Raw genomic sequence first — 24,539 nt, 5'->3', positions numbered from 1 at the left:
CAGGCATCACACCGGTGCCGAAGCAACTCGTGGTAAGGCAATTTGTCAGGGGCGGTTGCCCCTGACGTTCTATCTGCGCTCGTAGCGGTAGTCGTCCACGTAGAACGCGTCGCCGCTGTAGGAGAACGGGAGGCACTTGTGAACGTTCGCGCCCCGGTCGACGGGTTGGCCGTCGATTTCCGACCAGACCAATTCAATCCCCTGATCGCTCAGGCTGTATCGGCCGCGGCTGGAGCTATTATCGCCGACGTACCGGAACGTTCCATCGGAGCTGAACACGAACTTCGTGTTGCTGTCGATTCCGTTTCCTCGGACCATGCGCCAGGTCCCTTCGATCGATCCGCTGTGTCGGCCCGCTTCGTATCGTGGTTGGGGCCGGCTCCGGGGCTCCTCGCGCGGACGAACAGGAACCTCGCGCACTTCCTCGTCTCGAGCGTATTCGGTTCGGTCGGATCGGAGGCAGCTCTCCTCTAGCCGCAACTCAGGCGGTAGACCGACGCCAAATCCGGACTCGATGACGAACCGCACCGTCCCGTCTTCGATATCGTATGTGCCGGCGGTCCTCTCGACCCCCTCGTCGTCCGAATACGTCAGCTTGAAGGTTCGATCGTCGCGCATCACGAGTCGGCCGGTCGGAAGGTCGATATGGTGGCGACGGCAAAAGCGCCTTGTTTCCTCGTTCGGAACGAGGTGATAGAAACCCGCGACACGATCGCGGGTGACGGCAAAGGAAGCCGCCGAGAAGGCGGCCAGAGCAAGGGTAAGAACGATCTTTCGCATATCCGATTCCTTGGAGGAGTATCGGAGATCGGCTGATACGCGTCTACGCGGTCCAGTGCTAGTTTCTTAGCTAAACATGGACGAACCGAACGAAAGAATCGGACGTCTGAAGAAGTTTCCCCGTCTATTTACCAGCCGACGACTTTTCGTAGCGGTAGGTGTCGACCATAAAGGCGGCCTTCTCCTCAAGGAGCGGAAGCGTCTTGTGCATCTTTACCCCTTGGTCTACGGGCTCCCCGTCGATCTCCGAATAGAAGAGATCGATGCCGGTGTCGGAGACCGTGAATGTCCCGGCGGATGTGCCGCCCAGCCCCTTGTACCGAAAGGTGCCGTTTGATGTGAACGAGAAGCGAGTGGTCGAGTCCTCCGCCCCATTCCGGTGAAGCGTCCACGTCCCGACAACCCAGTCCGGCATCGAGTCCGCCGCCGGTGCGCTCGGAGCCGTCGGCGTCAACTGGACTTTCTTATCCCTTAGGAACGACGTTCCAGTGGCGCTGATGCTGTCGAGCTCCAGCTTCATCTTGCGAGGCAATCCGACGCCGTCACCGGTTTCGATCTTGAACGTGATCTCGTCGGCCTTTACGGTGTAGGTACCGAGCGTGGTATCCGTGCCTTGGTCGTCGGTCAGGACATGACGGAAAACGCCGCTGGCGTTCATCCAAAGCACCGCGCTCGGCATCGGCAGCTTGTGTCGCTTGTAGAACGAAATCGTATCTTCCGCCGGAACCCACTTGTACTTGCCAACCGCGATCCGGGCTTGGCCCGTGGCGGAGGCGACTGCAGCCAACGCCAAAGAGGCGATGGTTATCGCGAAAAAACGAACTCGCATACCAACAGATAGCTTCGCACTTTGAGCTGGTTTCCCTCCGCCTCCTTGGTGCGCTATTGGTCGCAACAAGCAATACTGATACAATTACGAGGGCGCCAAGAAAATCGTGGAGTAGACGCCGGACGGTAGCATAGATTTATGGAAGTTGCCCTGCGCAAGTGGAAAGCCGTATTCGCGATCTACTTCCAGGAGGGGCTCGCCTACCGGGCCAGCGGGATCATCTGGATCCTGACGGACGTTACTACCGCGGTTACCATGCCGCTCGTGTGGTCACACGCCAGCAAAGCCGGGGCCATCGCCGGGTACCGAACGAGCGACTTCGTTCTCTACTACCTCTGCATGCTGATGCTCGGCTCTTTTGTGACCAGCCACATCATGTGGGACCTCGCCGTGGAGATCAAGGAGGGACAATTTTCGACTGCGCTTCTCCGACCGATGAGCTTCTTTCAGATCAGCTACATCCGGAACCTGTCCTGGCGTATCATCCGGGTCTCGCTGTTCGCTCCCGTCTTCGTGCTTCTCCTGATCCTCTATCGCTCCCTCCTAGGAGACGCGACCCTGCACTTCGGACCCGAATTCTGGCTGTCGCTGGTGCTCGGCCACTTCGTCAGCTTTACAGTCGTTATGGCGATGGCGATGCTGGCGCTGTACACCCAGGAGGTCTATTCGATCTTCGAGCTGTATTACATCCCGATGCTGTTCTTGTCGGGCCAGCTCTTCCCGATCTCGCTTCTGCCCGCCTGGGCCGCCGGCCTCGCCAAAGCGTTCCCGTTCTATTTCACCACTGGCGCGCCCACCGAGATCCTCATCGGTCGCGTCACCGGCGCCGCCGCCTGGCAGACGATCGGCATCCAGTGCATCTGGATCGTCATCGCCTACGCCGCCGCCAAATTCCTGTGGAGAAAGGGCCTAAGGCATTACACCGGCGTCGGCCTCTAATCCCATACGGACCGCAGAGCTCCAGCTCTGCCCCGCCGGCGGAGCGGCGGTCATCGGCTGGGAGCCGGTGCTACCTCCGGACTGCCAACCGCCTCCGCAAAAACAAAACAGGCGTCCCGAGAAACTCGGGACGCCTGTAATGAAACGCTCGCGCCTTACTTGGAAGTTCGGCGGCGGACGATGAACTTTTGGCTGGACTTGTTGCGGCGAGTCTTCTGACCCAGCGCCTTGTTGCCCCAGCGGTCGACCGGACCCTTCTTGCGTCCGACCGGCGACTTCGCCTCACCACCACCGTGTGGGTGGTCTCGCGGCGACTTGACGACGCCACGAACGTGCGGCTTGCGGCCGAGGCCGCGGTTCTTACCGGCCTTACCGATCGACTCGTTCTCGTGCTCGGCATTGCCAACTTCGCCGACGGTGGCGCGGCAGGTGTTGTGCACCATCCGCATCTCGCCGCTCGGCAAGCGAAGGGTCACGTAGTTCCCTTCTTTGGCCATAACCTGGGCGGCGGTTCCGGCGGACCGGACCATCTGCCCACCGCGCTTCGGCTGAAGCTCGATGTTGTGAACGAGCGTGCCAAGCGGAATGTTCTTGAGCGGAAGCGCGTTCCCCGGGAGGATGTCCGCTTCCGGACCGCTCTCCACGCGGGTGCCCACCGTCAGGTTCTTCGGCGCGAGGATGTATCGCTTCTCACCGTCGAGATAGTGGAGCAGCGCGATTCGGCAGGTTCGGTTCGGATCGTATTCGATCGTCGCGACCTTGGCCTGTACGCCGTCCTTATCCCGCTTGAAGTCGATCATGCGGTACTTGTTCTTGTTGCCGCCGCCTCGGTTGAACGAGGTGATACGGCCGTAGCTGTTGCGGCCGCCGCTCTTTGGCTTAGCCTTAAGCAGCGACCTTTCCGGCTTGCTTGCGGTGACCTCGGAATAGGTCGCGCCAATCATATGGCGTCGGCCTGGCGAGGTCGGCTTATACTGTCGAGTTGGCATCTTAGACTCCGTAATCCTCGAGCATCTGGCCCTTCGCAAGCGTTACGATCGCCTTCTTACGATCCGGCTCGAAGCCGCTGCTGCGCTGTCCGCGCTTTCGCTTCTTACCGAGCACCTTGACGGTGCGGACCGCGGTCACGGAGATCGCTTGGTCGGCCTTCTTGCCTTCGTTGTAGATCGCCTCGATGGCGCTCTTAATTTCGATCTTGTTCGCGTCGCGAGCCACGATAAACGTGTACTTGCGGACGAGATCTTCGTCGGTTACCTGCACTTCGCGAGCTTTCTTGTCGCCGGGAGCCGCCTTCTTGGCTTCGTTTCGGAGGCGCTTGAGCGCTCCCTGATCGTCGCCATAAGACAGTCCGACCGACTTCTCCGTGATGTGCGGTCGCAGAATAATGTTGTGCGGGTTCTTCACTTCGCCCAAACCTCCTCGATGCGGCTAAGCGCCTCTTGAACCACGATCAGCTTGTGAGCCAACAGCAGGTCGCGAGTCGAGAAGACCGCGGTTTTCGGCGCCTCGGCGCCGCCGGCGGTGCTCGCCGGAGCCGTGCGAACGGTCACGTTCGGAAGATTGCGGAACGACTTCAGCACCACCTCGTCGTACTCGGGGAGCACGATAAGCAGCCGGCGCTGACCGTTGAGGCCAAGCGCCTCGAGCATTGCGGTCGCGTCCTTGGTCTTCGGCGCGGCGAACGTGATGCTGTCGACGATGCTAACGTTTCCGGCTTCGAAGTGCGCGCCGAGGGCGGCAAGAATCGCGGCGCGCCGCTCCTTCTTGTTCACCTTCTTGTCGTAGTCGCGCGGAGCGACGGCGAGCGCCATTCCACCGTGGGCATAGTGCGGAGCTCGGATCGAACCCTGGCGGGCGTTACCGGTCTTCTTCTGCTTGTACGGCTTGCGACCACCGCCGCGAACTTCGCTGCGGGTCTTCGCCTTCTGCGTTCCCTGGCGGGCGTTCGCTTCTTCGGCGACGACCGTTCGGTGAGCGGTGACCATGCTGACGCTGGCGTTGGCGATCTTATCGCTCAGGGTGTGCTGGCCAACGGTTTTACCGTCTTTGCCCTTGATATCGAGCTGTGCCATCTTTACCTCGCCACCTTGTTAATGGTCACCTGGGCGCCGTTCGGGCCGGGAACGGATCCGTCCACGAGGACGAGATTTCGCTCGACGTCGACCTTAACGACTTTCAGCCCTTTCTGGGTGATCGTGTCGGTACCCATTCGGCCCGGCTTGCGGATCCCTTTGAAGACGCGCTGCGGACCGGTCGCACCGCTCGAGAGCGGACGTCGGTGGGTCATGTAACCGTGCGTCATGTGCTGTCCCTTGAAGTGGTACCGCTTGACGCCTCCCTGGAAACCTTTACCCTTGCTGACGCCGGTCACCGTGATGACCTCACCCTCCGCAAAGATTCCGGCGTTGATCTCTTGGCCAAGGGTAAGTCCGTCGACGGAGTCCATGCGGAACTCCTTCAGCGTCCTCAGATTCTTGGTGAGACCCGCCTTCTTGAGGTGGCCGTACTTGGGGAAAGTGAGCTTGCTCTCCTTCGCCTCGCCGAAGCCGACCTGAACGGCGGTGTAACCGTCGTTGTCTTGAGTCTTGATCTGCGTAACGTAGACGGGACCGGCTTGAATAACCGTGACCGGAACCATCCGCCCATCCTCGCTAAAGAGGTGGGTCATGCCAATTTTCGTGCCCAGGATTCCTGGAACCATAAGTTCTCCTTCGCTTCCCCTGGAGGCGCCGCCATGTCGTCGGAGAATTTCCGCACGGCGTTGCCCCTGGTCGTAGAACCTAAGGGGTCGCCCTGGCGCGCCGCCTATGAAGCGTCGCTAAGCGCATCGGCAAGGGTATGCCGACGCGCAACGTGTGATAATACCAGGCCAGCCTCCCGTGAATCTACGTCCCCTACGGCTGCGACAAGTGGCCGTATAGGTACCGGAGGATCGTTGCAAAGACGTGCGGGCGGCTCGTGTCTTTGCCGATCGAGTGGTCGTCGCGCGGATACGTCATCTCGTCGAAGTACTTTCCGTTGTCGATCAGCCGCTGGATCAAACGCGCGGTGTCTTGGAATAAGACGTTGTCGTCCATGATGCCGTGGACCAGCAACAGGTTGTCCTGCAAGCCCCCCGCGTAGGTGATCGGCGAGGTCTTTTCGAAGATCTTCGGGTCGTCTTTCACTAAGCCGAGCCGTCGACGGGTGTACCACTCGTTATACGACTTCCAATCGGTCACCGAAGCGACCGCAACTCCGGTGTGGAAAACGCCGGGCTTGGTCAGCAACGACATGCAGGTGAGATAACCGCCGTAGCTCCAGCCCCAGATCCCGACCCTGTCGCCGCGGACGTACGGCAAAGAGGCCAAATACTCCTTCGCGGCGACCGCTTCGTCCACGTCGATCAAGCCCATCTGACGGTAGTAGCCACTGTTGAACTCCCCGCCATAACCCCAGCTCGCCCGGAAATCCAAGGCGAGCACCACCATATCCAGGTTCATCGCCGCGTAGTTCTCCAGGAACCCGCTCCACGCCGCCTTTCCGGAATTGGCGTAGACGTTGGAGATGAACGCCGGGTGCTTCTGGGAGAGGTCCAGCCCCGGCCTGGCGATCAGCAAACCGTGCAACATCCGTCCGTCCGGTGCTTTGAACGTGACCTCCTTGAAATCCGCCCATTTCACCTTCTCGAACTCGGGCAACTGGCTCTTTGTCAACCGCTTGATCGTCGGCTCCACCGAATAGAGCTCCGGGTTCACCGTCCGGTCGCTCGCCAACGTCGCCACTCGTCCCCCGTCGTCGCTATAGAGCGGCAAACCCGCCGCGTCGAACTCCTTCGGGGTCGACATTCCGTTCGGCATCACTTTGTGATGGGTCCGCTTCCCGTCTGGCTCCACGACAGTGATCTCGCTCTTGAGCGGGCTTTCGCCCAGGGTCACGAGGAAGATGCGGTCGCTCTCCTTTGGTCGGCCCAACGCGGCCACGTCGTGGCCCTCGCTATAGAACTTGGATAGGTTCTTCCCATCCGCGTCCATCTTCATCACAGACCGGTAGCCGAAACGGCCGTCGACGATATCGGTGCCGAACAGGATCGACTCTCCATCCTTCGTCCACACCAACGGACGCCAATCCGTGATGTAGTTCATCGGCGCCTTCTCGTTGTAAACGTCTGCTTTCTCAGCCTTCGCCGGGTCCACTACCGAGATCGTGAACTCCTTAAAGTCGTCCTTGATCCATGCGATCGCCAGCTTGGAGCCGTCGGGCGACCACTCCACATCCTTGAGCCATAGATAGCGAGGAAGCCCCGAGACGAACCGGATGATGCCGCCGTCGGCCGGAATGAGGCCGATTTGGTTGTCGACGTTCAGGTCGCCGTTCCATTCGCGTTGGATATTCACCACCGTGGCCCGGTCCTTGCTGAAGTCCATCATCACGTGCTTCCCTTCCTTGCTGGAATCGGACCACGTCACGGCAATCGTCTTGCCGTCCTGCGACCACGTCGCACTCTCGATCTTCGTATTCGGCTTGGAGATGAACGTGAGCTGCTTCACCGCCCCGGAGTGACGGTCGAGCCGAAACAGGTTCTGCCCGGAGACATACGAGATGTACTTGCCGTCCGGCGTGAACTGCGGCGAGGCAATGCCGCTCTGGCCGTCGACGATTGGGTGCAGCTCCGAACCGTCCGGCTGCGTCAGCCACACACGCCCTTTGTAGGAGAACATCAGCTCGTCGCCGTCCGGCGACCAATCCGCGCCGGTTATCCCTCCGTCATAAAGGATCGCCTCGCTCTTCTCCTGGTCGGTCCGCGTGTCGTCTTGCCTCGGCAAATCGGTGATCTTGGAGGCGTCCACGATCCGCTGCTTCTTGCCGCTCGGATATTGCAGCGACCAGAGATCCAGCTTGCGAGCTCCCGTCTCGTTCCAGCCAAAGACGATCTTGGAGCCGTCCGGCGACATCTTCGGGTTCGAAGGCGAACGCCCATTAATCAGCGGATATTGGTAGAACCGCTCGATCGGAATGTCGGCCTTGGGCAGCGACTGGCCGAACCCCACCGACACGAGCAGGGCAAGAAAAGGCAGGAGGAATACGCGGCGCACTCCTCCTCTAGACGTCGAAATCACGCTCGCTTATACCTACTCGGAGTACCCCCAAGTTCCGTCTGCACTTAGCCCTTACTTGATCGCGAACCGGCCGAAGTAGAGCACCCCGTCCGCCCCCATCGCGGGTTTATGGTCGGCGATCCAGTTGTAGGTCACGTTAAGCTTCCACTTCTCCGCGCCGGTAGCGCTGTTAAGGGCTCGGATATAGCCGTCTCTCGTGCCAACGTATAGAACTCCGTCAAGGTCGATGGCAAACCCCCGAACCTTCTGGCTGTAGAGCACATTCCATTTGGTCGCTCCCGTCAATGGATCGAACGCCCGAATCTCGTTGCCGAAGGCAAAAACGGTTCCGTCTTTACCGATCATCGGCCCGCGGCCTTCGAGGTCGGCGCTTTGGTAGGTACTGAAAGAGGACTTCCAACGGAGAGTGCCATTGGGGTTGACCGCGATCATGTGACCCGCCAAGCTATCGACGAAGATCGCGCCATCCTCGCCAACGGCGGGCATGGTGTACACGAATTGTTCGGTCGCTCCCACGTCTAAGAGCCATTTCTCTGATCCGTCCGCCGGTTTGTAAGCACCGAGGTAGTGGTCGCGAACCGAGTAGATGGTGCCGTCGTAGCCGATGCAACATCGAGCGTTGGCCCAGCCAGCGTTGAAGTTCTTCCACTTCACCGCTCCTGTCGTTCCATTGAATGCGCCAAGATAGGTGTGATAGGTTCGAGATCCGTTGCGATATTCGGTTACACCCACGTAGACCGTTCCATCAGTTCCGACCACAACCCCACTGGTCGTGGCGAACTGGGTCGGATCTGGATCGCCCGGCGCAGACCCTAACGGTACGGTCCATAGCAATACGCCGTTGACATTGAAAGCGTACAGAGATACTTTGCTCGTTACATACACCGTTCCATCCGGGCCGACGGCCGGACATTGCTGGTGCTCATCGAATCCTGGCAGGTTAAACCACCACATCACGACTCCGGTTTCCGCTTGAACGTTGATCAACCTCCAATAGAGGGGAGATTGATTGTTTGGCCGTTCGATAAACACCACGCGATTGCCAACACCAAGGGCGGCCATGTCACCTGCGGTGTAACTGCCCCAAGCAAGCGTGCCTTTCACCCCGCGGCCAATGGAAAGCCCCGTGTTTTGAGCATTGCCGTGCATCTGCGGCCAGGGCGTGGAGGCTTGCTTGATGACGGTGTAGGTCGCGGTCACCGAAACTCCGCCCGCGGTCGCGGTGACCGTGGCCACCTCGGTCAGGTCGGTTGCGGTGGAGGAGATCGGGAAAGTGGTGAACCAGGTTCCGGCGGGAACAACTACCGTCGCCGGCGGATGGACGTAGCTCTTATCCGCGCTCAAGGAGACCGTCTCTCCGCCAGCGGGAGCCGGCTGAGTCAAGTTCACGGTGCCGGTGACATCGTAGCCCCACGCCGCGGAATTCGGGCTGATCGTCATCGACTTCACTGGCGGGCAGTGCACCAGCAGGTCCGCCGCTTTGTTCACGCCGCCAAAGCTCGCGGTAATCGTGGCGGTTTGACTGGCGTTGACCACCGAGGTCATGATCGTGAACGCCGCCGAGGTCGCGCCGGTGGGAATGTGAACCGAGGCAGGAACGGTGGCGAACGTCTGGTTGCTGGCAAGGGCGAGATCGAACCCGCCCGCCGCCGCCGGTCCACTCAAAGTGACCGTGCCCCGACTCGTGTACTTCCCTTGCACCGCCGTCGGGTTCAGCGTCAGCGACGACAGTCCCGGCGGATTGATCGTCACGCTCTGCGACACCGGACTCCCACTTGTGGTGGCAAACACATTAACGGTACGAGCACTGGCGACCGCACTGGTCGTGGCTGTGAAAGTGACCTGGGTCGCACCGCTAGGTACGAAGACGCTGCTCGGAACCGTCACCGCCGAATTATCGGTTCTCAGCCTTACCTGTACGGTGTCGCTTCCCGCCGCGGAGGCGATGGTAACGGTTCCCGTCACGCTGGTTCCACCCGTCACCGTAGCGGGCGAGAGCGAAAGAGAAGTCACCGCCGGCGAATAGACGTAAAGCGCTCTAACTCCCGTCGAAGAACCCAAGGTCGCGGTGACGTGAGAGAAAGTGTTCAGCTTCACGATCGGAGTCGTGATGCCGAAGGTGGCCGCACTTGCCCCCGCCGAGACATTCACCGACGCCGGGACCACCGCGCAGGGATCGTCGCTCGCCAGCGAGACGGTGAGCCCGCCCGTGGGCGCGGGACCCGTGATGTTCACCGTTCCCGTGACCGGGTTGCCCCCGATCACCGGGTTGGGGCTGCAGATAACGTTGCGGATCCCCGGCGACTGCACCGTCAGAGTCGCGGTGGCCGTCCCGTTGCCGCTCGCCGTGATGACGGCGGTGTCCGTGCCCGCAACCGCAGTCGTGGTGATCCCGAACTTGGCGGTGGTGGCCCCGGCCGGAACCGTAATGTAAGCGCCGACGTGGGCGATGCTGCTACTGCTGGAGAGATTCACCCTGAGGCCTGCGCCGGTGGCGGCCGTATCCAGAGTGATGACACCCCGAGAAGCCGCGCCTCCGACGACCGAAGAAGGCTCCAAAACAAGTCCTGAGACCGACTGGCCGAAAGCCAATACCGGAAGAAGCGCGAGCAAAGCCATGCAAAGCAAAGCCAACCCCCTCTTCGTTGAGGAAAATAGATTTAGAAAAGGCATCGCCGTTAGGTCACTCTACGGCCCCGCAACCTTGCCTGGGATACGCGGGAGAAGAGGTGTCGCGAAAACCGCTCAAAACACATCATTGCGGAAACAAAGAACGGGCGACGTTGATCCCGCATGGCTCGCATAAAACAAAAAAAGCTCTGTTCCACCGTCGAGGTGGAACAGAGCCTTTCGGGTCTTTCGTTCGAATTTACTTGGTCATCACGCCGGGGATGAAGCCGTTGTGGCCGGCGATGCTGCAGCTGATGCCGAGGGAGCCGGTGGGGATGGCGGTGGAGGCGCCGCCTTCGTCGTTGACCGAACCGGTGGTGGCGATCGAGTAGGCGCCGCCGTCCGGACAGGTCGGCACCGCGCCGAGGTCGGGAGTGAGAGCGGAGATCGTCATCGTGGTGAAGTCGGCGGCTCGGTTCTTCACCTTCCACGCCTGAGCGGCGTTGGCGATCGACTGCATGTTGGCGCGGCAGGTCTTTTTGCTGGAGTCGGCGACCGAGCTCAGATAGAGCGGCAACGCGACCGCCATGAGAGTGGCGAGGATCAGGACGACGACGAGCAGCTCAACGAGCGTGAAACCGCGGCGACGGGCGGCCTGGCGAGTTCGGTTGCGAGTTAACATAATTTTCTTCGAAGAATTTCGACCTCGAACTATATCGGGCAACTCTTCTGCTTGATTTGTCGGAAACGGCTTTGAAATTCCTTAGACTGCGGTTCCCGAAATGGGTCGTCCCCTCAAGAAACAAGCAATTTTCCTGGCACGCGCCCTAAATCTAGGGCGGTTTCGGCACTTTATTTGCACAGATCCTTACCTGCCCGCTACTTTGAGAGTCGCGGGCGGTCCGGTTGATCCCACTTAGACCTCGCGGCTAATCGCTTCTCTTTTCCACAGGTATCGTGGGGTGGTTCCCCAAGATGCCGTACCACATCCAAGAGCTCTCCGCTACCGAAAGCGTCGCGGTCTTCCGGGCGCTCGCTTCGGAATCGCGCGCCCGCATCATCGAGCTGCTCGCCGAGCGGGACATGAATATCAACGAGCTAAGTACGGCCCTCGGCCTCGCCCAACCCAGCATTACCAAGCACATTCAGATTCTAGAGGAGGCCGGCCTCGTAGAAAGCGACTACCTCGCCGGCCCCCAAGGGACCCAGAAGCGTTGCCGGCGAGTTCACGACCGCCTCTTGATCGAAATGGCCGGCCGACCTTACCGACCGGATTGCGTGAGCGAAATTGAGGTCCCGGTCGGGATGTACACCCAGATCGAAGCGGTCCCCACGTGTGGACTTGCAAACCGTGAGCGGTTCATCGGCCATCTCGATAATCCGGTTTCGTTCTTTCTCCCAGAGCGAGCCACTGCGGAGCTCATCTGGTCAGCCGGCGGCTTTGTGGAGTACGTTTTCACCAACTCTCTCCCACTCGAGGCCAGCGTTGTCGGGGTCGATCTCGCCATGGAGATCTGCTCGGAGGCTCCGGGCTATAACAACGACTACCCGTCCGACATCACGGTTTGGCTGAACGGCTTCGAGATCGGTACCTGGAGCTCTCCCGGCGATTTCGGCGGTACCCGCGGCCGCCTGAACCCCAACTGGTGGCACGACAATCTGAACCAGTTCGGCCTGCTCAAGGTTTGGCAGGTCAACAATCATGGAACCTCGATCGACGGAATGATAATCTCCCCCGTCAAGATCGACGATCTAGGCATCCGGCCCTGGCAGACCATCCGCGTCCGGATCGGCGTCAAACCCGAATCACCGAACCAAGGCGGATTCACCCTGTTCGGCAAAGGGTTCGGCAACTATGAGCAAGACTTGGTGCTGCGGCTGCATTACGTATAGAGTCAGGCGTTGGGCGCTGAGGCGTTGGTCGTTAACCTGAATCTAACTCAGTCCTGCTAACGAGACACTGGCCCAGCGCCCAGCGCCCAGCGCCCAGCGCCCAGCGCCCAGCGCCCAGCGCCCAGCGCCCAGCGCCCAGCGCCCAGCGCCCAGCGCCCGCGCCCAGCGCCCAGCGCCCAGCGCTTTTTTCGCTTTCCTAAATTAATCCCCTATGGATATTCCCATTTAGCTATTTCCTGTCGTATCATGGCATAGAGCAAGGGGACGGAGCCGCAGGCAACGACCCCGCGCAGCACTCTATATCATCCAACGTGGCCCGGCAAGCCGAGCCCCCGAACTACGTAGGTTCCGTCCCTCACCGAAGAGGCAAGAAAATGGCTAACTCCCGCAGAGCATTTACCCTTATTGAGCTCCTTGTCGTTATCGCGATCATCGCGATCCTCGCTGCTATCCTGTTCCCGGTTTTCGCCCAAGCCAAAGCCGCCGCGAAGAAGACCTCCTGCCTCAGCAACATGAAGCAGCTCTCCCTGGGCAACTACATGTACGCCGGCGACTCCGACGACATCTATCCGTCGAGCGGCGAAGGGCTTCGTACCGACGATTTCACCGCCTGCCACATTGTCATCAACGGCGTCTCCGGCGTCGCTTGGTGCCCAGGCGACAACCGCGCCCTCGGCTTCATCGACCCCGCCGAGATCCAGAACTGGGGAGCCGAGATCTACCCCTATACGAAGAGCCTTCCGATCTACGTCTGCCCGAGCGCGGCCAAGGTTTCGAATAACATCTTCGGCGCTCTAAGCACCCCCGGCGCAGGCAACGCCAGCTACGCATTCAACGGCAATGCGAGCAAGGCGAGCACCACCACGATCAGCAACACCGCCAACTTCATCGTGTTCCAAGGCGCCGACAGCACCTCCAGAGATGCGTACGTCCAGCCCACTCCGTTGCCCACGCTGAACATCTGCAACGGTATCGACCTTAGCTGGATGGGCGCAACCCACGGCAAGGGCGATAACTACGGATTCGGCGACGGCCACGCGAAATTCGTAAACCGAACCGGCGTTACCTGGGCGATGATGGGCGTCAGCAGCGACGTTCACCGCTTCGCCAACGGCTCGGAAGTCGGTATCGTCTCCAACAAGACGAGCCTTACCGATCCCAGCCTTAACCAGAACAACTGGGAAAGCTACGGCACTTGCGACGTATCGGCGCTTCCCTAGCGTCTCGACCTGGGCCTCCAGATTTTTGTCTGGAGGCCCTTACTCTGACTGCCAATCGGTTATGAAGACGAAAACCCTATTTGCCGTGATTCCCATTCTGGCCATCTCCGGCCTCCTCTCTCTCGCCGGTTGCGGTGAGGAGCAGCACGAGCCCCGCATGGAAAAAGCCCTGGAGCAACAGAGATCGCAACAGCGCAACGCCATGCAGTCGGGAAATATTCCGGGAGCCGCCGGGGCTAAGAAGTAGGGCGCACCGGGGCCGGAAGGCTACGGTTCGACTTTCACATGGGGACTCGGTGTTGATTTCTCTCGTGGCACTTGGCATGGCTTTCCTCTCTCTTCATCCGGAGCAGAGATCGTATTGGTCCGCCTTCCCGTTCGATGGATTCGTCCCTGAGAACGGAGTCGGTGTTCACGACCCGTCGATCTGCGACTTCGACGGCCATTACGTTTGCCTCAACACGAACGGCAACGGGTTCGGCATGATGCGCACCTCGACGGACCTGATCCATTGGCACGTGGACGGTCCGGTCCTGCCGGCGACGCCCGATTGGCTGCAAAAAGCGATGCCCCAGCATCGCTCGATTTGGGCTCCCGAAGCGATTCGCCACGGGCGGGACGGGCTGCGAATGTACTACTGCGCCAGCGCCGCCTTCGGCCACAACAATTCCTGGATCGGCGTCGCCGAGTGCCCTCACTTCAATCTCCTTAAGCCGACCGATGGCTGGATCGATCTTGGGTTGATTATCGACAGCAAAGAGGGGCGCGACAACTTCAACGCGATCGATCCCTCGATCCTAGTCGATGCCAAGGGCCGGCAGTGGATGTTCTTCGGCTCCTACTGGTCCGGACTCTACGTCGCTGAGCTTGACCCAACGACCGGTAAGCTGCTCCATTCCGACCGGTCGGACATGACTCTGGTGGCGCGGAATCCCCTCGATAAGGCGAACGGGATAGAAGCCGCGAGCGCTGTTTACCGCGACGGCTTCTACTACCTCTTCGCCAACTACGGATTGGCCGCGCAAGGGGTTCGGAGCACCTACCAGATCGTGGTCGGCCGATCCGCCAGCCCTAACGGCCCTTTCGTCGACTCGCAAGGCCGGACGATGGTCGAAGGCGGACACGAGGACGTCCTCAAAACCTCGTCCCCCATGTTCGGCCCTGGCGGCGGCGCCGCGTTCCGCGACTCCAAAGGTCGCTGGCTTCTCTCCCTCCACTATTACGACGGCCGCAAGCCTTGGCACGGCCAAGTCTGGGGCGTTCCCACCCTCCAAGTGCGCGACCTGCTCTGGTCGCCCGACGGCTGGCCCCTCCCCGGCCTACCCATCATGCCCGAGTCGAATGAACTGAATCGGCACCCGCAAAAATCACCCGTCGGCCATTGGCGTCACCAAGGCGACTTCGGAGCGGTATCCGAAGTCGACATCCGCCGCGACGGCACCTTCGAAATCGAGGGGAAACGCCGAGGTAAGTGGTCGCGAACCGGGGATGAGCTAAAGCTCACCTGGGACCCCGACAGCGCCTTCACCGACACTGTCCAACTCGCCTACGCCGGCAACTACTACATCGGCCGCAACACCTCCAACCAAATCATCCGAGGCGTCCGCGTGGGAAGGCGATCGCGATGAAACCTTCCGGAGCCCCCTCTCCCTCCTCGGGATGTTTGTGCCCGACGAGGGAGAGGGGGTTGGGGGTGAGGGAGTCCGGTCCGGAAGTGGCACTGGCTTCTAGCCAGTGGGCCCCAAGGGCATCCTGCCCTTGGCCGGTTCACGACCAGGATGGTCGTGATACACACGGGCTGGAAGCCCGTGCCACGTGGCGGCGGGAGAAATTAGATGACCGCTAAGTCAACCCTTGCCCTCCTCTTCGTGATCACCGTCGTGCTCGGCCTCCTCCGATCAGATTGGTCGCCGACGGCGGCGAAGCGACAGATTCACCTGAGTTTCTGGAACGGCTGGACCGGGCCCGATGGCCGCGTGGCGCTTGAGATGATCCGCCGGTTCAACAAGGCGAACCCGGACATCCAAGTCTCCATGCAGCGGATGGATTGGGCCACCTACTACAACAAATTGATGGTCGCCGCCGTCGACGGGCGGGGGCCCGAGCTGTTCGTCATCCACTCCAGCACGCTTCCCCGCATGCACCGAGCCGGCTTCGTGGCGAACGTCACGACTCTCTTCGAGGGCCAGGACGCCATTCCTCCAAGCGATTTCGATCCGTACGTACTGGAACAGGAGCGATACGGCTCCGACTATGTCGGCGTCCCGCTCGACATCCATCCCCAAGGGCTCTACTGCAATCTGGACCTCCTCAAGAAGGCCGGTCTCGCCCATCCGCCGACGAACCGCGAGGAGTTTTTGCAGGCGATGCGAGCCATGCGAGTCGATTCCGACCATGACGGCCACCCGGACAATTGGGGGTTCGCGCTCACCCTCTGGCGAAACAACTTCCAGTCGCTGATGCCGCAGTTCGGTGGCCGCTATTTCGACGAGAACGGCCACGCCGACCTCGCGAATCCCGGTAATGTCGCCGCCCTTGAGTTTCTAGCCGAAATCGAAAAGCAGCACCTCGTGCCGCCGCCGGAGAACGGTCTCGGCTGGGTTGGCTTTCGTCAGGGCAAGGTCGGAATGGTATTCGAAGGGGTCTACATGCTGGGAGACCTCCTGCGGCTCGATGACCTCAAATACACCGGCGCCCCGATCCCGCAGGTTGGACCGCGCCCGGGAACGATGGCCGACTCCCACGTCCTCTGCATCCGCCAGGGCCTCGACGCAGCCACCCGCTCCGCCGCGGAGCGATTCATTCGGTTCATGTCCGCGAACAGCATCGACTGGGCCGCCGCCGGACAAGTCCCCGCCCGAAAAAGCGTCCGCGCTACGCCAGCGTTCGCTGCGATGCCGGTTCAATCCGCGTTCGCCAAGCAGATCCCATACATGCTCTACCCGCCGCGAACGACGGTCCTATTCGAGCTAAGTCTGGAGATCGACCTGGCTGTAGAAAAAGTCCTTCGCGGCCGAGCCAGCGCCACCGAAGCCCTAAAAACCGCTAACGCCAACGTCCAATCCGCCCTCGACCGCGATGCCCGAGAAAGAACGGGTGAACGGGTCTCCTGCGGAGCCCCCTTTCCCTCCTCGAGATGTTTGTGCTTGACGAGGGAGAGAGGGTTGGGGGTGAGGGAGTCCCCTCCGGAAGGACCGCCGCTCTCCAGAGCGGCCTCCCCCACAGCGAACCTTAAAAGCGGAATCAAACCCGCCCCTTGGACCCAGGACCGGAGGCCGGTATGACCTACACCCGCCGCCGCGGTCTGGCCGGACTCCTCTTTCTTGCCCCTTACGCGCTGTCGTTCGGCGTGTTCATCGTCCTCCCGATCCTCGTCGCCCTCGTCCTCGCTTTCATGCAGTTCGACCTCACGGCGAGGGACTCGATCAAGTTCGTCGGAACCAAGAATTTCGTCGACGCCTGGAAGGACGACTATTTCTGGCAAGCGATGCGTGCAACGCTTGCCTACGTCGTGCTCATGGTCCCCAGCCTGCTGGTCACCGCCCTCGGCATGGCGCTCGGGTTGAACGCAATGACGCGGGGACGCAACACCGTGCGCGCTCTCCTATTCCTCCCCGGAATGCTGAACGTCGCCGTCACCGGCATCCTGTGGCAGTGGTTCTATAACGGGGAATTCGGGCTCTTCAACTTCCTGCTCAAAAGCTTCCACTTGAACCCCGCCCCGTGGCTCTCCGACAAGGCGTACGCGATGCCGAGCATCGTCCTGATGAGCCTCTGGTGGACCCTCGGCGGCACATCGGTCGTATTGCTCGCCGCCCTACAGCAAATCCCCCGCCAGCTATTCGAAGCTGCCGTCCTCGACGGTTCCGGCCCGCGTGCCCTGTTCGGAAAGATCATCCTTCCCCTCCTCAAGCCGGTCCTCCTGTTCGTGGTCGTCACCAACACCATCGCCGGATTCCAGGTCTTTGGTCAACCGTTTTTGCTGACCCGAGGCGGACCGGAGCTCTCGACGCGCGGACTTGTCCAATACATCTACGAGACCGCCTTCAACAACTACCGGCTCGGATACGGCGCCGCGATGAGCTGGATGCTCTTCGCCGTCGTCGCGATCTTTGCGCTCATCCAGTACGGCTTCCTGCGAAGGAGCACCGCATGAGGAGCGTCCCGCGTCAGATCAACACCGCCGTCATGTCGGTGATCTCGCTCGTCTTTCTCTCGCCCGTCGTGCTGATGGTGCTGACGTCGATGAAGCCGGAATCCGAGGTCCTCAACCCGGCCTCCGCGATTCCGAAGCATTGGACGCTGAGCAACTACGCCCACGTCCTCGGCTGGTCAGAGGACGCTCCGTTCGGCCGCTGGCTGCTGAACAGCTTCTTCATCTCGTCCAGTGTCACCCTCGCGGTCATTCTCCTGTCGTCGATGGCCGCGTTCGCCATCACCCGCCTTCGCGTGCCAGGAGGAAACGTTTTCTTGGGCATCGTCGTGGCTTCCATGATGGTGCCGGGGCAGCTCTTCCTCGTCCCCCTCTATCTGATGTTGAGCCGGCTCCACTGGCTCGACACTCCCGCCGCCCTGATCGTCCCCGCCACCGCCGGCGGATGGGGCGTGTTCATGCTGAGCCAATTCATGCGCGCGATCCCCGAAGCGGTGGAAGAAGCCGCCCTCATGGATGGCTGCACCCCGTTCGGGCTCTACCTGAACGTCTCGCTTCCCCTCTGCGCGCCCGCCATCGCCACCCTGGGAATCCTCACCTTCGTCGGCTCGTGGAATGACTTCCTCGGCCCGCTCGTGTTCATGGATTCGGTCCGCAACTACACCCTCCCGGTCGGCATCGCCCTGTATCAAAGCAGCTACTACCAAGATTACGGCCTCACCCTCGCCACCAGCGTGCTCGCCACCGCTCCGCTGGTCCTCGTCTTCATGGCGTTCCAACGCCAGATCGTCGAGAGCATGGCCTCGACCGGCCTCAAAGACTAAACAAACCCACGCTTTCTCATGGAAACAACCACCCTCCACCTGCACACCGCCTTCACCGTCGACACCGTCGATCCCCGCATCTTCGGCGGCTTTCTCGAGCACCTCGGCCGGGCGGTCTACGACGGCGTCTACAACCCCGAGAGTGTCCACGCCGACGACATGGGGTGCCGGAAAGATGTGCTCGCCGCCCTGCGCCGCCTCAACTTCACCGCGATGCGCTACCCCGGCGGAAACTTCGTCAGCGGCTACCACTGGCAAGACGCCGTCGGCCCCCGCGAGAAGCGGCCGAAGGTGCGGGACATCGCCTGGCAATCGATTGAGACGAACCAGTTCGGCCCGGACGAGTTCTTGGAGCTGGCCCGCCGAATGGATTGGACGCCGATGATGGCGGTCAACCTCGGCACCGGCACCCCGGAAGAAGCGCGAAATTGGCTGGAGTATTGCAACGTCGACGGCGGCTCCAAGTGGGCCGACATGCGGCGGGAAAACGGCTACGAAGAGCCGCACAACGTCAAGCTGTGGTGTCTGGGTAACGAGATGGACGGTCCTTGGCAGATCGGCCATATCCCCGCCGAAAACTACGCGATTCTCGCCCAGCAGACCGCGCGGATGATGAAGATGACCGATCCGGACATCGAGCTTGTCGTCTGCGGCTCCTGCGCCCCCGACCTCCCCACGTACTTGGAATGGGACCGCAAAGTCCTCGAGCACGTCCGCGACGAGGTCGAATACCTCTCGCTCCATCGCTACGTCGGCAACGAGTTCGACGACACCGAAGAGTATCTCGCCGTCACCAACAGCATCGACCGCCAAATCGAAGCGACCGACGCCGTCTGCCTCTCCGCCTATCACACCCGCAAGACGAAGCGCCGCGTGCACCTGAGCTGCGACGAGTGGAACATCTGGTACCGCGCCCGCCACGGCGAGCACCTCGACGGCAAGGGGAAATATGCCCCGCACCTATTGGAGGAGCAGTACAACATGGAGGACGTGCTCGTCGCCGCCGGCTTCCTCAACAGCTTCATCCGCCACGCCGACTCGGTCAAGATCGCTAACCTCGCCCAGATCGTCAACGTCATCGCCCCGATCTTCACGCGCGGCGACGAGATGTTCCTCCAAACGATCTTCTATCCGATCGAGATGTACAGCCGTCGCCGCACCGGCACTTCGCTCCAGGTCCAGGTCCAGGGACCGGGCTACACGTCGAAACGGTACGGCAAGGTGAATTACCTCGACAGCAGCGCGATCCTAAACGGCGACGAGCTGAGCGTCTTCCTCGTAAACCGCAACCTGAACGAGCCGATGGAGGTCGAAGTCCGCCTCGCCGACGCCCCGATCGAGTCGCTCCTAAACGCCGACTTCGTCGCCGGTACCGACCCGAAAGCCACCAACACCTTCGAACACCCCCACCGAGTCCAAAGCTGCACTCACGACGACATCGCCATCAAAAACGGCGTTGCCACCATCTCTCTCCCCCCCTTGTCGGTGTACGCGGGCACGCTAAAGATAGGAAGATAACGTGGCACTGGCTTCTAGCCAGTGGGTCCCAGGGGCTTCCAGCCCCTGGCCGAATTCACACGACCAGGATGGTCGTGATACACACGGGCTGGAAGCCCGTGCCACATCGGCGTCGATATCGCAACAATCCCTATCATTAAGACCTAGTGCCTGACGAAGACACGACGACAATATAGGTGAGGCCCATACTGGCAGCGGCGGCAGGTCGGTACCTCAAGATGGTTTTCTGCGATGATTCTCACAGCTCGCGCCGAAGCGCTCTATAAGGAACATAACGACCGGATTTGCCAGAGCGTGGACCGCACCATGGCGATCCTCTTTGGCGTCCAGTGGATCTTCGGCATCGTCGCGGCTCTCGTGATATCGCCGAGAACCTGGATCGGGACCGCCTCCGAAACGCACCTTCACGTTTATGCGGCTATCTTTCTCGGTGGAGCGATCTCAGCCGCCCCGATTTTCCTTGCGTTGACCCAACCCGGCAGCGTGCTGACCCGCCACGTCGTCGCCGTCAGCCAGATGCTCTGGTCTGCCTTATTGATTCACTTGACGGGCGGACGAATCGAGACCCACTTCCACGTCTTTGGATCGCTCGCGTTCCTCGCCTTCTACCGCGATTGGAAGGTTCTTCTCACGGCGACCATCGTCGTGGCAGCGGATCACTTCGTCCGAGGGGTCTACTTCCCTCAATCGGTCTTCGGAGTAACCACGGCTAGCCAATGGCGCTGGCTGGAGCACGCGGGCTGGGTTATCTTCGAGGACGTCATCCTGGTGCGCTACTGCATCCGGGGCCACGCCGAGATGCGAGAAATCGCCGAACGACAGTCGCGGCTGGAAATGGCCCACGAACTTACGGAAGCCGAGGTTCGAAGTCGCACCGCCCAGCTCGAAATCGCGCTTCACCAAGCGGAAGCGGCTAATCGAGCGAAGTCGGAGTTCCTGGCAAATATGAGCCATGAGATCCGAACCCCGATGAACGGCGTGATCGGAATGGCCGAGCTGTTAATGGGCACCGAGTTGCAAGGACGTCAGCGGGAGTTCGCCCGGACCATCCAGCACTCCGCCGATTCGCTCCTCACGATCATTAACGACATCCTCGACTTCTCCAAGATCGAAGCCGGCAAGCTCGAGCTTGAGGAAGTCGACTTCTCCCTCGCCGAAGTCGTCGATGAGGTCGGTTCCCTGTTCTCCTCCGACGCCCATCGCAAAGGGCTCGAATTGCTTGTCGCTCTGCCCACCGTTCTTCCGATCGTCCGGGGCGATCCCGGGAGGCTGCGACAGGTCCTCACGAACTTGGTCGGCAATGCGGTGAAGTTCACCGAGCACGGCGAGGTGGTGATCCGGGTCGAGCAGGTGCAGAACGCCGATGGACGCGTCCGGCTAACCTTTTCGGTTGAAGACACCGGGGTGGGAATTCCTCCAGACCGAATCGACGCGATCTTCCACAGCTTCACCCAGGCCGATGGGAGCACCACCCGCCGCTTCGGTGGCACCGGCCTCGGTCTGACGATCAGCCGGACCCTGATCGACCTTATGGGAGGGACGATCTCCGTCACCAGCGAATTGGGCCGTGGAAGTCAATTTACGGTCGACGTAACCTTGCCGACCGGTCATCCGCCGCAAACAAGCTCGCAGGCGGACATAAGCGGGCTCCACGTGCTCGTGGTCGACGACAACGCGACGAACCGAAGGATTCTCGAAGAGAACCTCCGAGCCTGGAACTGCCTCGTCACCAGCTTCGACTCGCCGCTTAAAGCGCTTGATTACCTCGCCCAGCCGAATCGCCGCGAGTGCGACCTCATCTTGACCGACTATCTCATGCCGGATATGGACGGCGTCGAGTTCGCGCAGGCGGTTAAAGACGTCCCGCTCGTCTTGCTCTCTTCCGCGGTCGATATTCGACCTCAACGTGAATGGGCCGCCATCGGGCTGGTAGCCTGGCTCGCAAAGCCTGTCCGCCAGGCTCACCTTCTTCGTGTTCTGCGGCAGTTTAGAGGCCACTCGCTTGGGCAGGCCGAGGAGGCGCTCTTACCGCCCGAACACCAGCCGCTGAACCTACGAGTTCTCCTTGCGGAGGACAACGAGGTCAATCAGTTGGTGGCAGTGGGGATGCTGGAAGAACTGGGCTGTTCTGTAACGATTGCGGAAACGGGACTCCAGGCGATCGACCTTTCCGCTGAGGAGCGATTCGATGTCGTCCTTATGGACGTACAAATGCCGGAGTTGGACGGGTTGGCAGCCACTGAGCGAATTCGCGAGCGGGAGCGGTCGACCGGGGGCCACCTTCCGATCATCGCGATGACCGCCAGCGCCATGGAGGGTGACCGCGACACTTGCATTGCCGCCGGGATGGACGACTACATCAGCAAACCGATCGCAGCGAGGACGTTGCGCCAGCGCCTCGATGCCCTTGGGCTGCGATCCGGCGCCCCCTTGGAGCAAAGTAAGCCGTAATGCAGGCGAAACGGCTCACCTGGCCGATCCTCGTTCTCTGGGGCGCATTCGTGCTCTCAGGGTTCGCTGCGCTCGCCGTCCGGGAGAGCAGCCCCGGCGCGGGGGCTCAACCTCCGAAGGCGGAAGCGGCCCGCGGAAAGTGCCGGCTCCTGGTGTTCATCCATCCGGAATGCCCTTGCAGCCGCTCCACTTTGGCCGAGCTCGATCGCCTGCTCTCAGCCGCGCCGACCCGGCCGATTACCGAGGTCTACGTCTACGCGCCCCACACCGAATCGCGCGGCTGGGCAATGGGCAGTCTTTACAAGCAGGCGGTTGCCATCCGGTTCACCGAGGTCCGACTCGATCCAGATGGCGACATCGCCAAACGGTACAAAGTCCAGACCAGTGGCCAGACGGTTCTCTACTCCCCGAAGGGCGTTCTCCTTTTTTCCGGCGGCATCACTGCCTCGCGCGCCCACGAGGGCGACAACGACGGCCGGGACGCCATCCTCGCCTTTCTGGCGGGAACCGGCAGCAATGTCACCTCCACTCCCGTGTACGGCTGCTCTTTCGGATTTACGAATAACGGACGCTGAGACGAAAATTTCTTCGGAGAACGAGCGTAAAAACTCTCGGCTCGCCCCGTCTATTATTCTGCCGCCGATGACTTTCGACCTTAACCAAAAGCGGATCGCCGACGCTTTGTGGGCAGCGGTCCATTCCTGGATCGTGCTGGCGGTCCTCAACCTGTCTGTCGGGACCGGCTGCGCTTACTTCGGACTCGGTGAATACAACGGTCTGATCGGGAATGGCGCCTTCGGAGTCCTTTTCGGGGTTTTCTTCCTGCTGCTTCCGGGGATTGCCGCCGTTTGGTCGGGTTTCTCGATGGGTCGCTCGGTGAACAAAGTGCTGGGAAGCCGCTCCTATCGGGAAGCGGTTCAGGTCTCGTGGAAAGTCCCCGGCTACGGCTTGGCGGCCGTTCCGGGCTACATCGTCCTCCTCAGGTTCTCCCTGATCCCGGTTCCTGCCGCCTGGCTTGTTCCGCTCGGCCTCGTCGTCTTCCTTGTGGTGACGGCGCCTTGGTATCTACTGCAGCTTCCGGGGGCGGAGGCGCTCTATCCGGAGGAGGAACCCGAGATGTTCGGCCCGCCGATCGATCCGAATTTTTGGCTAACCACCGATCTGGCTCATCCCGCGTCCGGTAACGCGTTGCCCTTCGGCGAGGTAGTGGCGCTCGGGTTTGTGGGCGACGACGTGCTCGAACAGGGCTCGGATCTCCTCGTCGGTGGCGCCGGATCGGATCGGATTCCGCAGGTCGAGCTCGCCGTCGCTCATGAGGCAGCCGCGGAGGAATCCATCGTGGGTAAGGCGAAGCCGGTTGCACCGGCTGCAGAGGTCGTTCGAGATCTGACTGATAAAGCCCACGGTTCCGGGAGCCCCGGCTAACCGGAAGGTTCTTGCCGGACCGTTCGTACGCAAATCGGCCGGCTCAAGTTTGCCATGGACCGCCTCGATCGACGCCATCAGCTCCTCGCAAGGAACGAATCGACGCCGCATGTCGGCATCCGAGAGCATCCCACCCGGCGCTTGGCGGATCTGAAGCAAGCCAGCTCCGCCATGGGGCGAGAATGCCTCCATCGAAGGCCCCTCATCCAGATTCCACCGCATCGGCATTACTTCGATAAACCGCACATGGACCGGCTCGCGCAAAGTCCAAGCCGCAAAGTCGGCCGCTTCGTCGTCGTTAATCCCACGTAAAGCCACGACGTTCAGCTTCACCGGGGCCAAGCCCGCCTCGACCGCCGCACGGATACCTTCCAGGACGATCTCCAGCGAGCCTCGGCGTGCGATCGCCGTAAATCTGTCAGGGCGTAAAGTGTCGAGGCTGATATTCACCCGGCTCAGCCCAGCCGCAGCAAGCGGCTCCGCCATTTCCGGGAGGCGATGCCCATTCGTAGTCGCGCTTAAATCGACCACGCCCGCATCTCGCGCGGCGCGGACGATCTCCGGAAGGTCCTTCCTCAGCAACGGCTCCCCGCCGGTAAACCGCACCTTACTCATGCCCAGCCCGGCGGCGACGCCGATGATGCGAGCGAACTCCTCCGCCGACAGGTGCTCTTCCTTGGGAGTACACGGAAATCCCTCTTCCGGCATGCAGTACACGCACCGGAAATTGCAGCGATCCGTGACCGACACCCGCAGGTAGTCGATCGTCCGGTCGAAGCGGTCAAGGAGAAGTGGCAT

Annotated in this window: 21 protein-coding genes; 11 read left to right on the top strand and 10 right to left on the bottom strand. The window is 61.2% G+C overall.

The window, feature by feature from the left end; all coding sequences use genetic code 11:
- Positions 1-69 precede the first annotated feature (69 nt).
- Positions 70-780: a hypothetical protein gene (locus OP10G_RS18570; protein WP_025228935.1), complete on the bottom strand. Its 711-nt coding sequence runs from the start codon at positions 778-780 to the stop codon at positions 70-72.
- 124 nt (positions 781-904) lie between these two features.
- Entirely contained in the window at positions 905-1,609 is a 705-nt protein-coding gene (locus tag OP10G_RS18565; RefSeq protein WP_025228936.1) for a hypothetical protein, read from the bottom strand.
- 138 nt (positions 1,610-1,747) lie between these two features.
- Between OP10G_RS18565 and OP10G_RS18560 the strand changes: the two genes are divergently transcribed.
- Positions 1,748-2,548, top strand: a complete 801-nt coding sequence (locus tag OP10G_RS18560; protein WP_025228937.1) for an ABC transporter permease — start codon at positions 1,748-1,750, stop codon at positions 2,546-2,548.
- A 155-nt stretch (positions 2,549-2,703) separates the two neighbouring features.
- Here the strand turns inward: OP10G_RS18560 and rplB are convergent, their stop codons facing one another.
- The 7 genes from rplB to OP10G_RS25010 form a co-directional block, all read right to left on the bottom strand.
- Positions 2,704-3,537 (bottom strand): 50S ribosomal protein L2, encoded by an 834-nt coding sequence (gene rplB, locus OP10G_RS18555; protein WP_025228938.1) that lies wholly within the window; start codon positions 3,535-3,537, stop codon positions 2,704-2,706.
- 1 nt (position 3,538) lies between these two features.
- Positions 3,539-3,952, bottom strand: coding sequence for an uL23 family ribosomal protein (locus OP10G_RS25015; protein WP_227624973.1), 414 nt, complete (start codon positions 3,950-3,952; stop codon positions 3,539-3,541).
- Positions 3,949-4,620, bottom strand: coding sequence for a 50S ribosomal protein L4 (rplD, locus tag OP10G_RS18545; RefSeq protein ID WP_025228940.1), 672 nt, complete (start codon positions 4,618-4,620; stop codon positions 3,949-3,951). The genes OP10G_RS25015 and rplD overlap by 4 nt, the downstream gene beginning before the upstream one ends.
- A gap of 2 nt (positions 4,621-4,622) precedes the next feature.
- Positions 4,623-5,249, bottom strand: a complete 627-nt coding sequence (gene rplC / locus OP10G_RS18540; RefSeq protein WP_025228941.1) for a 50S ribosomal protein L3 — start codon at positions 5,247-5,249, stop codon at positions 4,623-4,625.
- A gap of 193 nt (positions 5,250-5,442) precedes the next feature.
- Positions 5,443-7,647 carry a prolyl oligopeptidase family serine peptidase gene (locus OP10G_RS18535; protein WP_144241244.1) on the bottom strand — a complete coding sequence of 735 codons (2,205 nt, stop codon included), beginning with the start codon at positions 7,645-7,647 and terminating at the stop codon, positions 5,443-5,445.
- 51 nt (positions 7,648-7,698) lie between these two features.
- On the bottom strand, positions 7,699-10,266 hold the full coding sequence (locus OP10G_RS18530) for an outer membrane protein assembly factor BamB family protein (RefSeq protein WP_025228943.1): 2,568 nt from the start codon (positions 10,264-10,266) through the stop codon (positions 7,699-7,701).
- Positions 10,267-10,516: 250 nt separating this feature from the next.
- A complete protein-coding gene (locus tag OP10G_RS25010) occupies positions 10,517-10,939 on the bottom strand; it encodes a prepilin-type N-terminal cleavage/methylation domain-containing protein (protein ID WP_025228944.1) in 423 nt (140 codons plus the stop codon).
- A gap of 275 nt (positions 10,940-11,214) precedes the next feature.
- On the opposite strand from OP10G_RS25010, the gene OP10G_RS18520 reads away from it, so the two are divergent.
- The 10 genes from OP10G_RS18520 to OP10G_RS18475 all read left to right on the top strand — a co-directional run bounded on the left by OP10G_RS18520 (position 11,215) and on the right by OP10G_RS18475 (position 22,891).
- Entirely contained in the window at positions 11,215-12,150 is a 936-nt protein-coding gene (locus OP10G_RS18520; RefSeq protein ID WP_144241243.1) for an ArsR/SmtB family transcription factor, read from the top strand.
- 374 nt (positions 12,151-12,524) lie between these two features.
- Positions 12,525-13,370 (top strand): prepilin-type N-terminal cleavage/methylation domain-containing protein, encoded by an 846-nt coding sequence (locus tag OP10G_RS25005; RefSeq protein ID WP_025228946.1) that lies wholly within the window; start codon positions 12,525-12,527, stop codon positions 13,368-13,370.
- 61 nt (positions 13,371-13,431) lie between these two features.
- The gene (locus tag OP10G_RS18510) at positions 13,432-13,617 is read left to right on the top strand and encodes a hypothetical protein (RefSeq protein ID WP_025228947.1); all 186 of its coding nucleotides are present in this window, start codon (positions 13,432-13,434) and stop codon (positions 13,615-13,617) included.
- A 49-nt stretch (positions 13,618-13,666) separates the two neighbouring features.
- Entirely contained in the window at positions 13,667-14,998 is a 1,332-nt protein-coding gene (locus OP10G_RS25000) for an arabinan endo-1,5-alpha-L-arabinosidase (protein WP_025228948.1), read from the top strand.
- A gap of 207 nt (positions 14,999-15,205) precedes the next feature.
- A complete protein-coding gene (locus OP10G_RS18500; RefSeq protein WP_025228949.1) occupies positions 15,206-16,654 on the top strand; it encodes an extracellular solute-binding protein in 1,449 nt (482 codons plus the stop codon).
- Entirely contained in the window at positions 16,627-17,526 is a 900-nt protein-coding gene (locus OP10G_RS18495) for a carbohydrate ABC transporter permease (protein ID WP_144241242.1), read from the top strand. Before OP10G_RS18500 ends, OP10G_RS18495 begins: the two co-directional genes overlap by 28 nt.
- A complete protein-coding gene (locus OP10G_RS18490) occupies positions 17,523-18,347 on the top strand; it encodes a carbohydrate ABC transporter permease (protein ID WP_025228951.1) in 825 nt (274 codons plus the stop codon). The genes OP10G_RS18495 and OP10G_RS18490 overlap by 4 nt, the downstream gene beginning before the upstream one ends.
- A gap of 18 nt (positions 18,348-18,365) precedes the next feature.
- Positions 18,366-19,865: an alpha-N-arabinofuranosidase gene (locus OP10G_RS18485; RefSeq protein ID WP_025228952.1), complete on the top strand. Its 1,500-nt coding sequence runs from the start codon at positions 18,366-18,368 to the stop codon at positions 19,863-19,865.
- A gap of 231 nt (positions 19,866-20,096) precedes the next feature.
- Entirely contained in the window at positions 20,097-22,316 is a 2,220-nt protein-coding gene (locus OP10G_RS18480; protein WP_025228953.1) for a response regulator, read from the top strand.
- Positions 22,316-22,891 (top strand): thioredoxin domain-containing protein, encoded by a 576-nt coding sequence (locus OP10G_RS18475; RefSeq protein ID WP_025228954.1) that lies wholly within the window; start codon positions 22,316-22,318, stop codon positions 22,889-22,891. Before OP10G_RS18480 ends, OP10G_RS18475 begins: the two co-directional genes overlap by 1 nt.
- A 574-nt stretch (positions 22,892-23,465) precedes the next feature.
- Here OP10G_RS18475 and OP10G_RS18470 read toward each other — a convergent pair.
- Positions 23,466-24,539: a GTP 3',8-cyclase MoaA gene (locus tag OP10G_RS18470; protein WP_025228955.1), complete on the bottom strand. Its 1,074-nt coding sequence runs from the start codon at positions 24,537-24,539 to the stop codon at positions 23,466-23,468.

Origin of the sequence: Fimbriimonas ginsengisoli Gsoil 348 (assembly GCF_000724625.1) — a bacterium.
Taxonomy (GTDB): domain Bacteria; phylum Armatimonadota; class Fimbriimonadia; order Fimbriimonadales; family Fimbriimonadaceae; genus Fimbriimonas; species Fimbriimonas ginsengisoli.
This window is presented reverse-complemented; position numbering and strand designations above follow the sequence as displayed.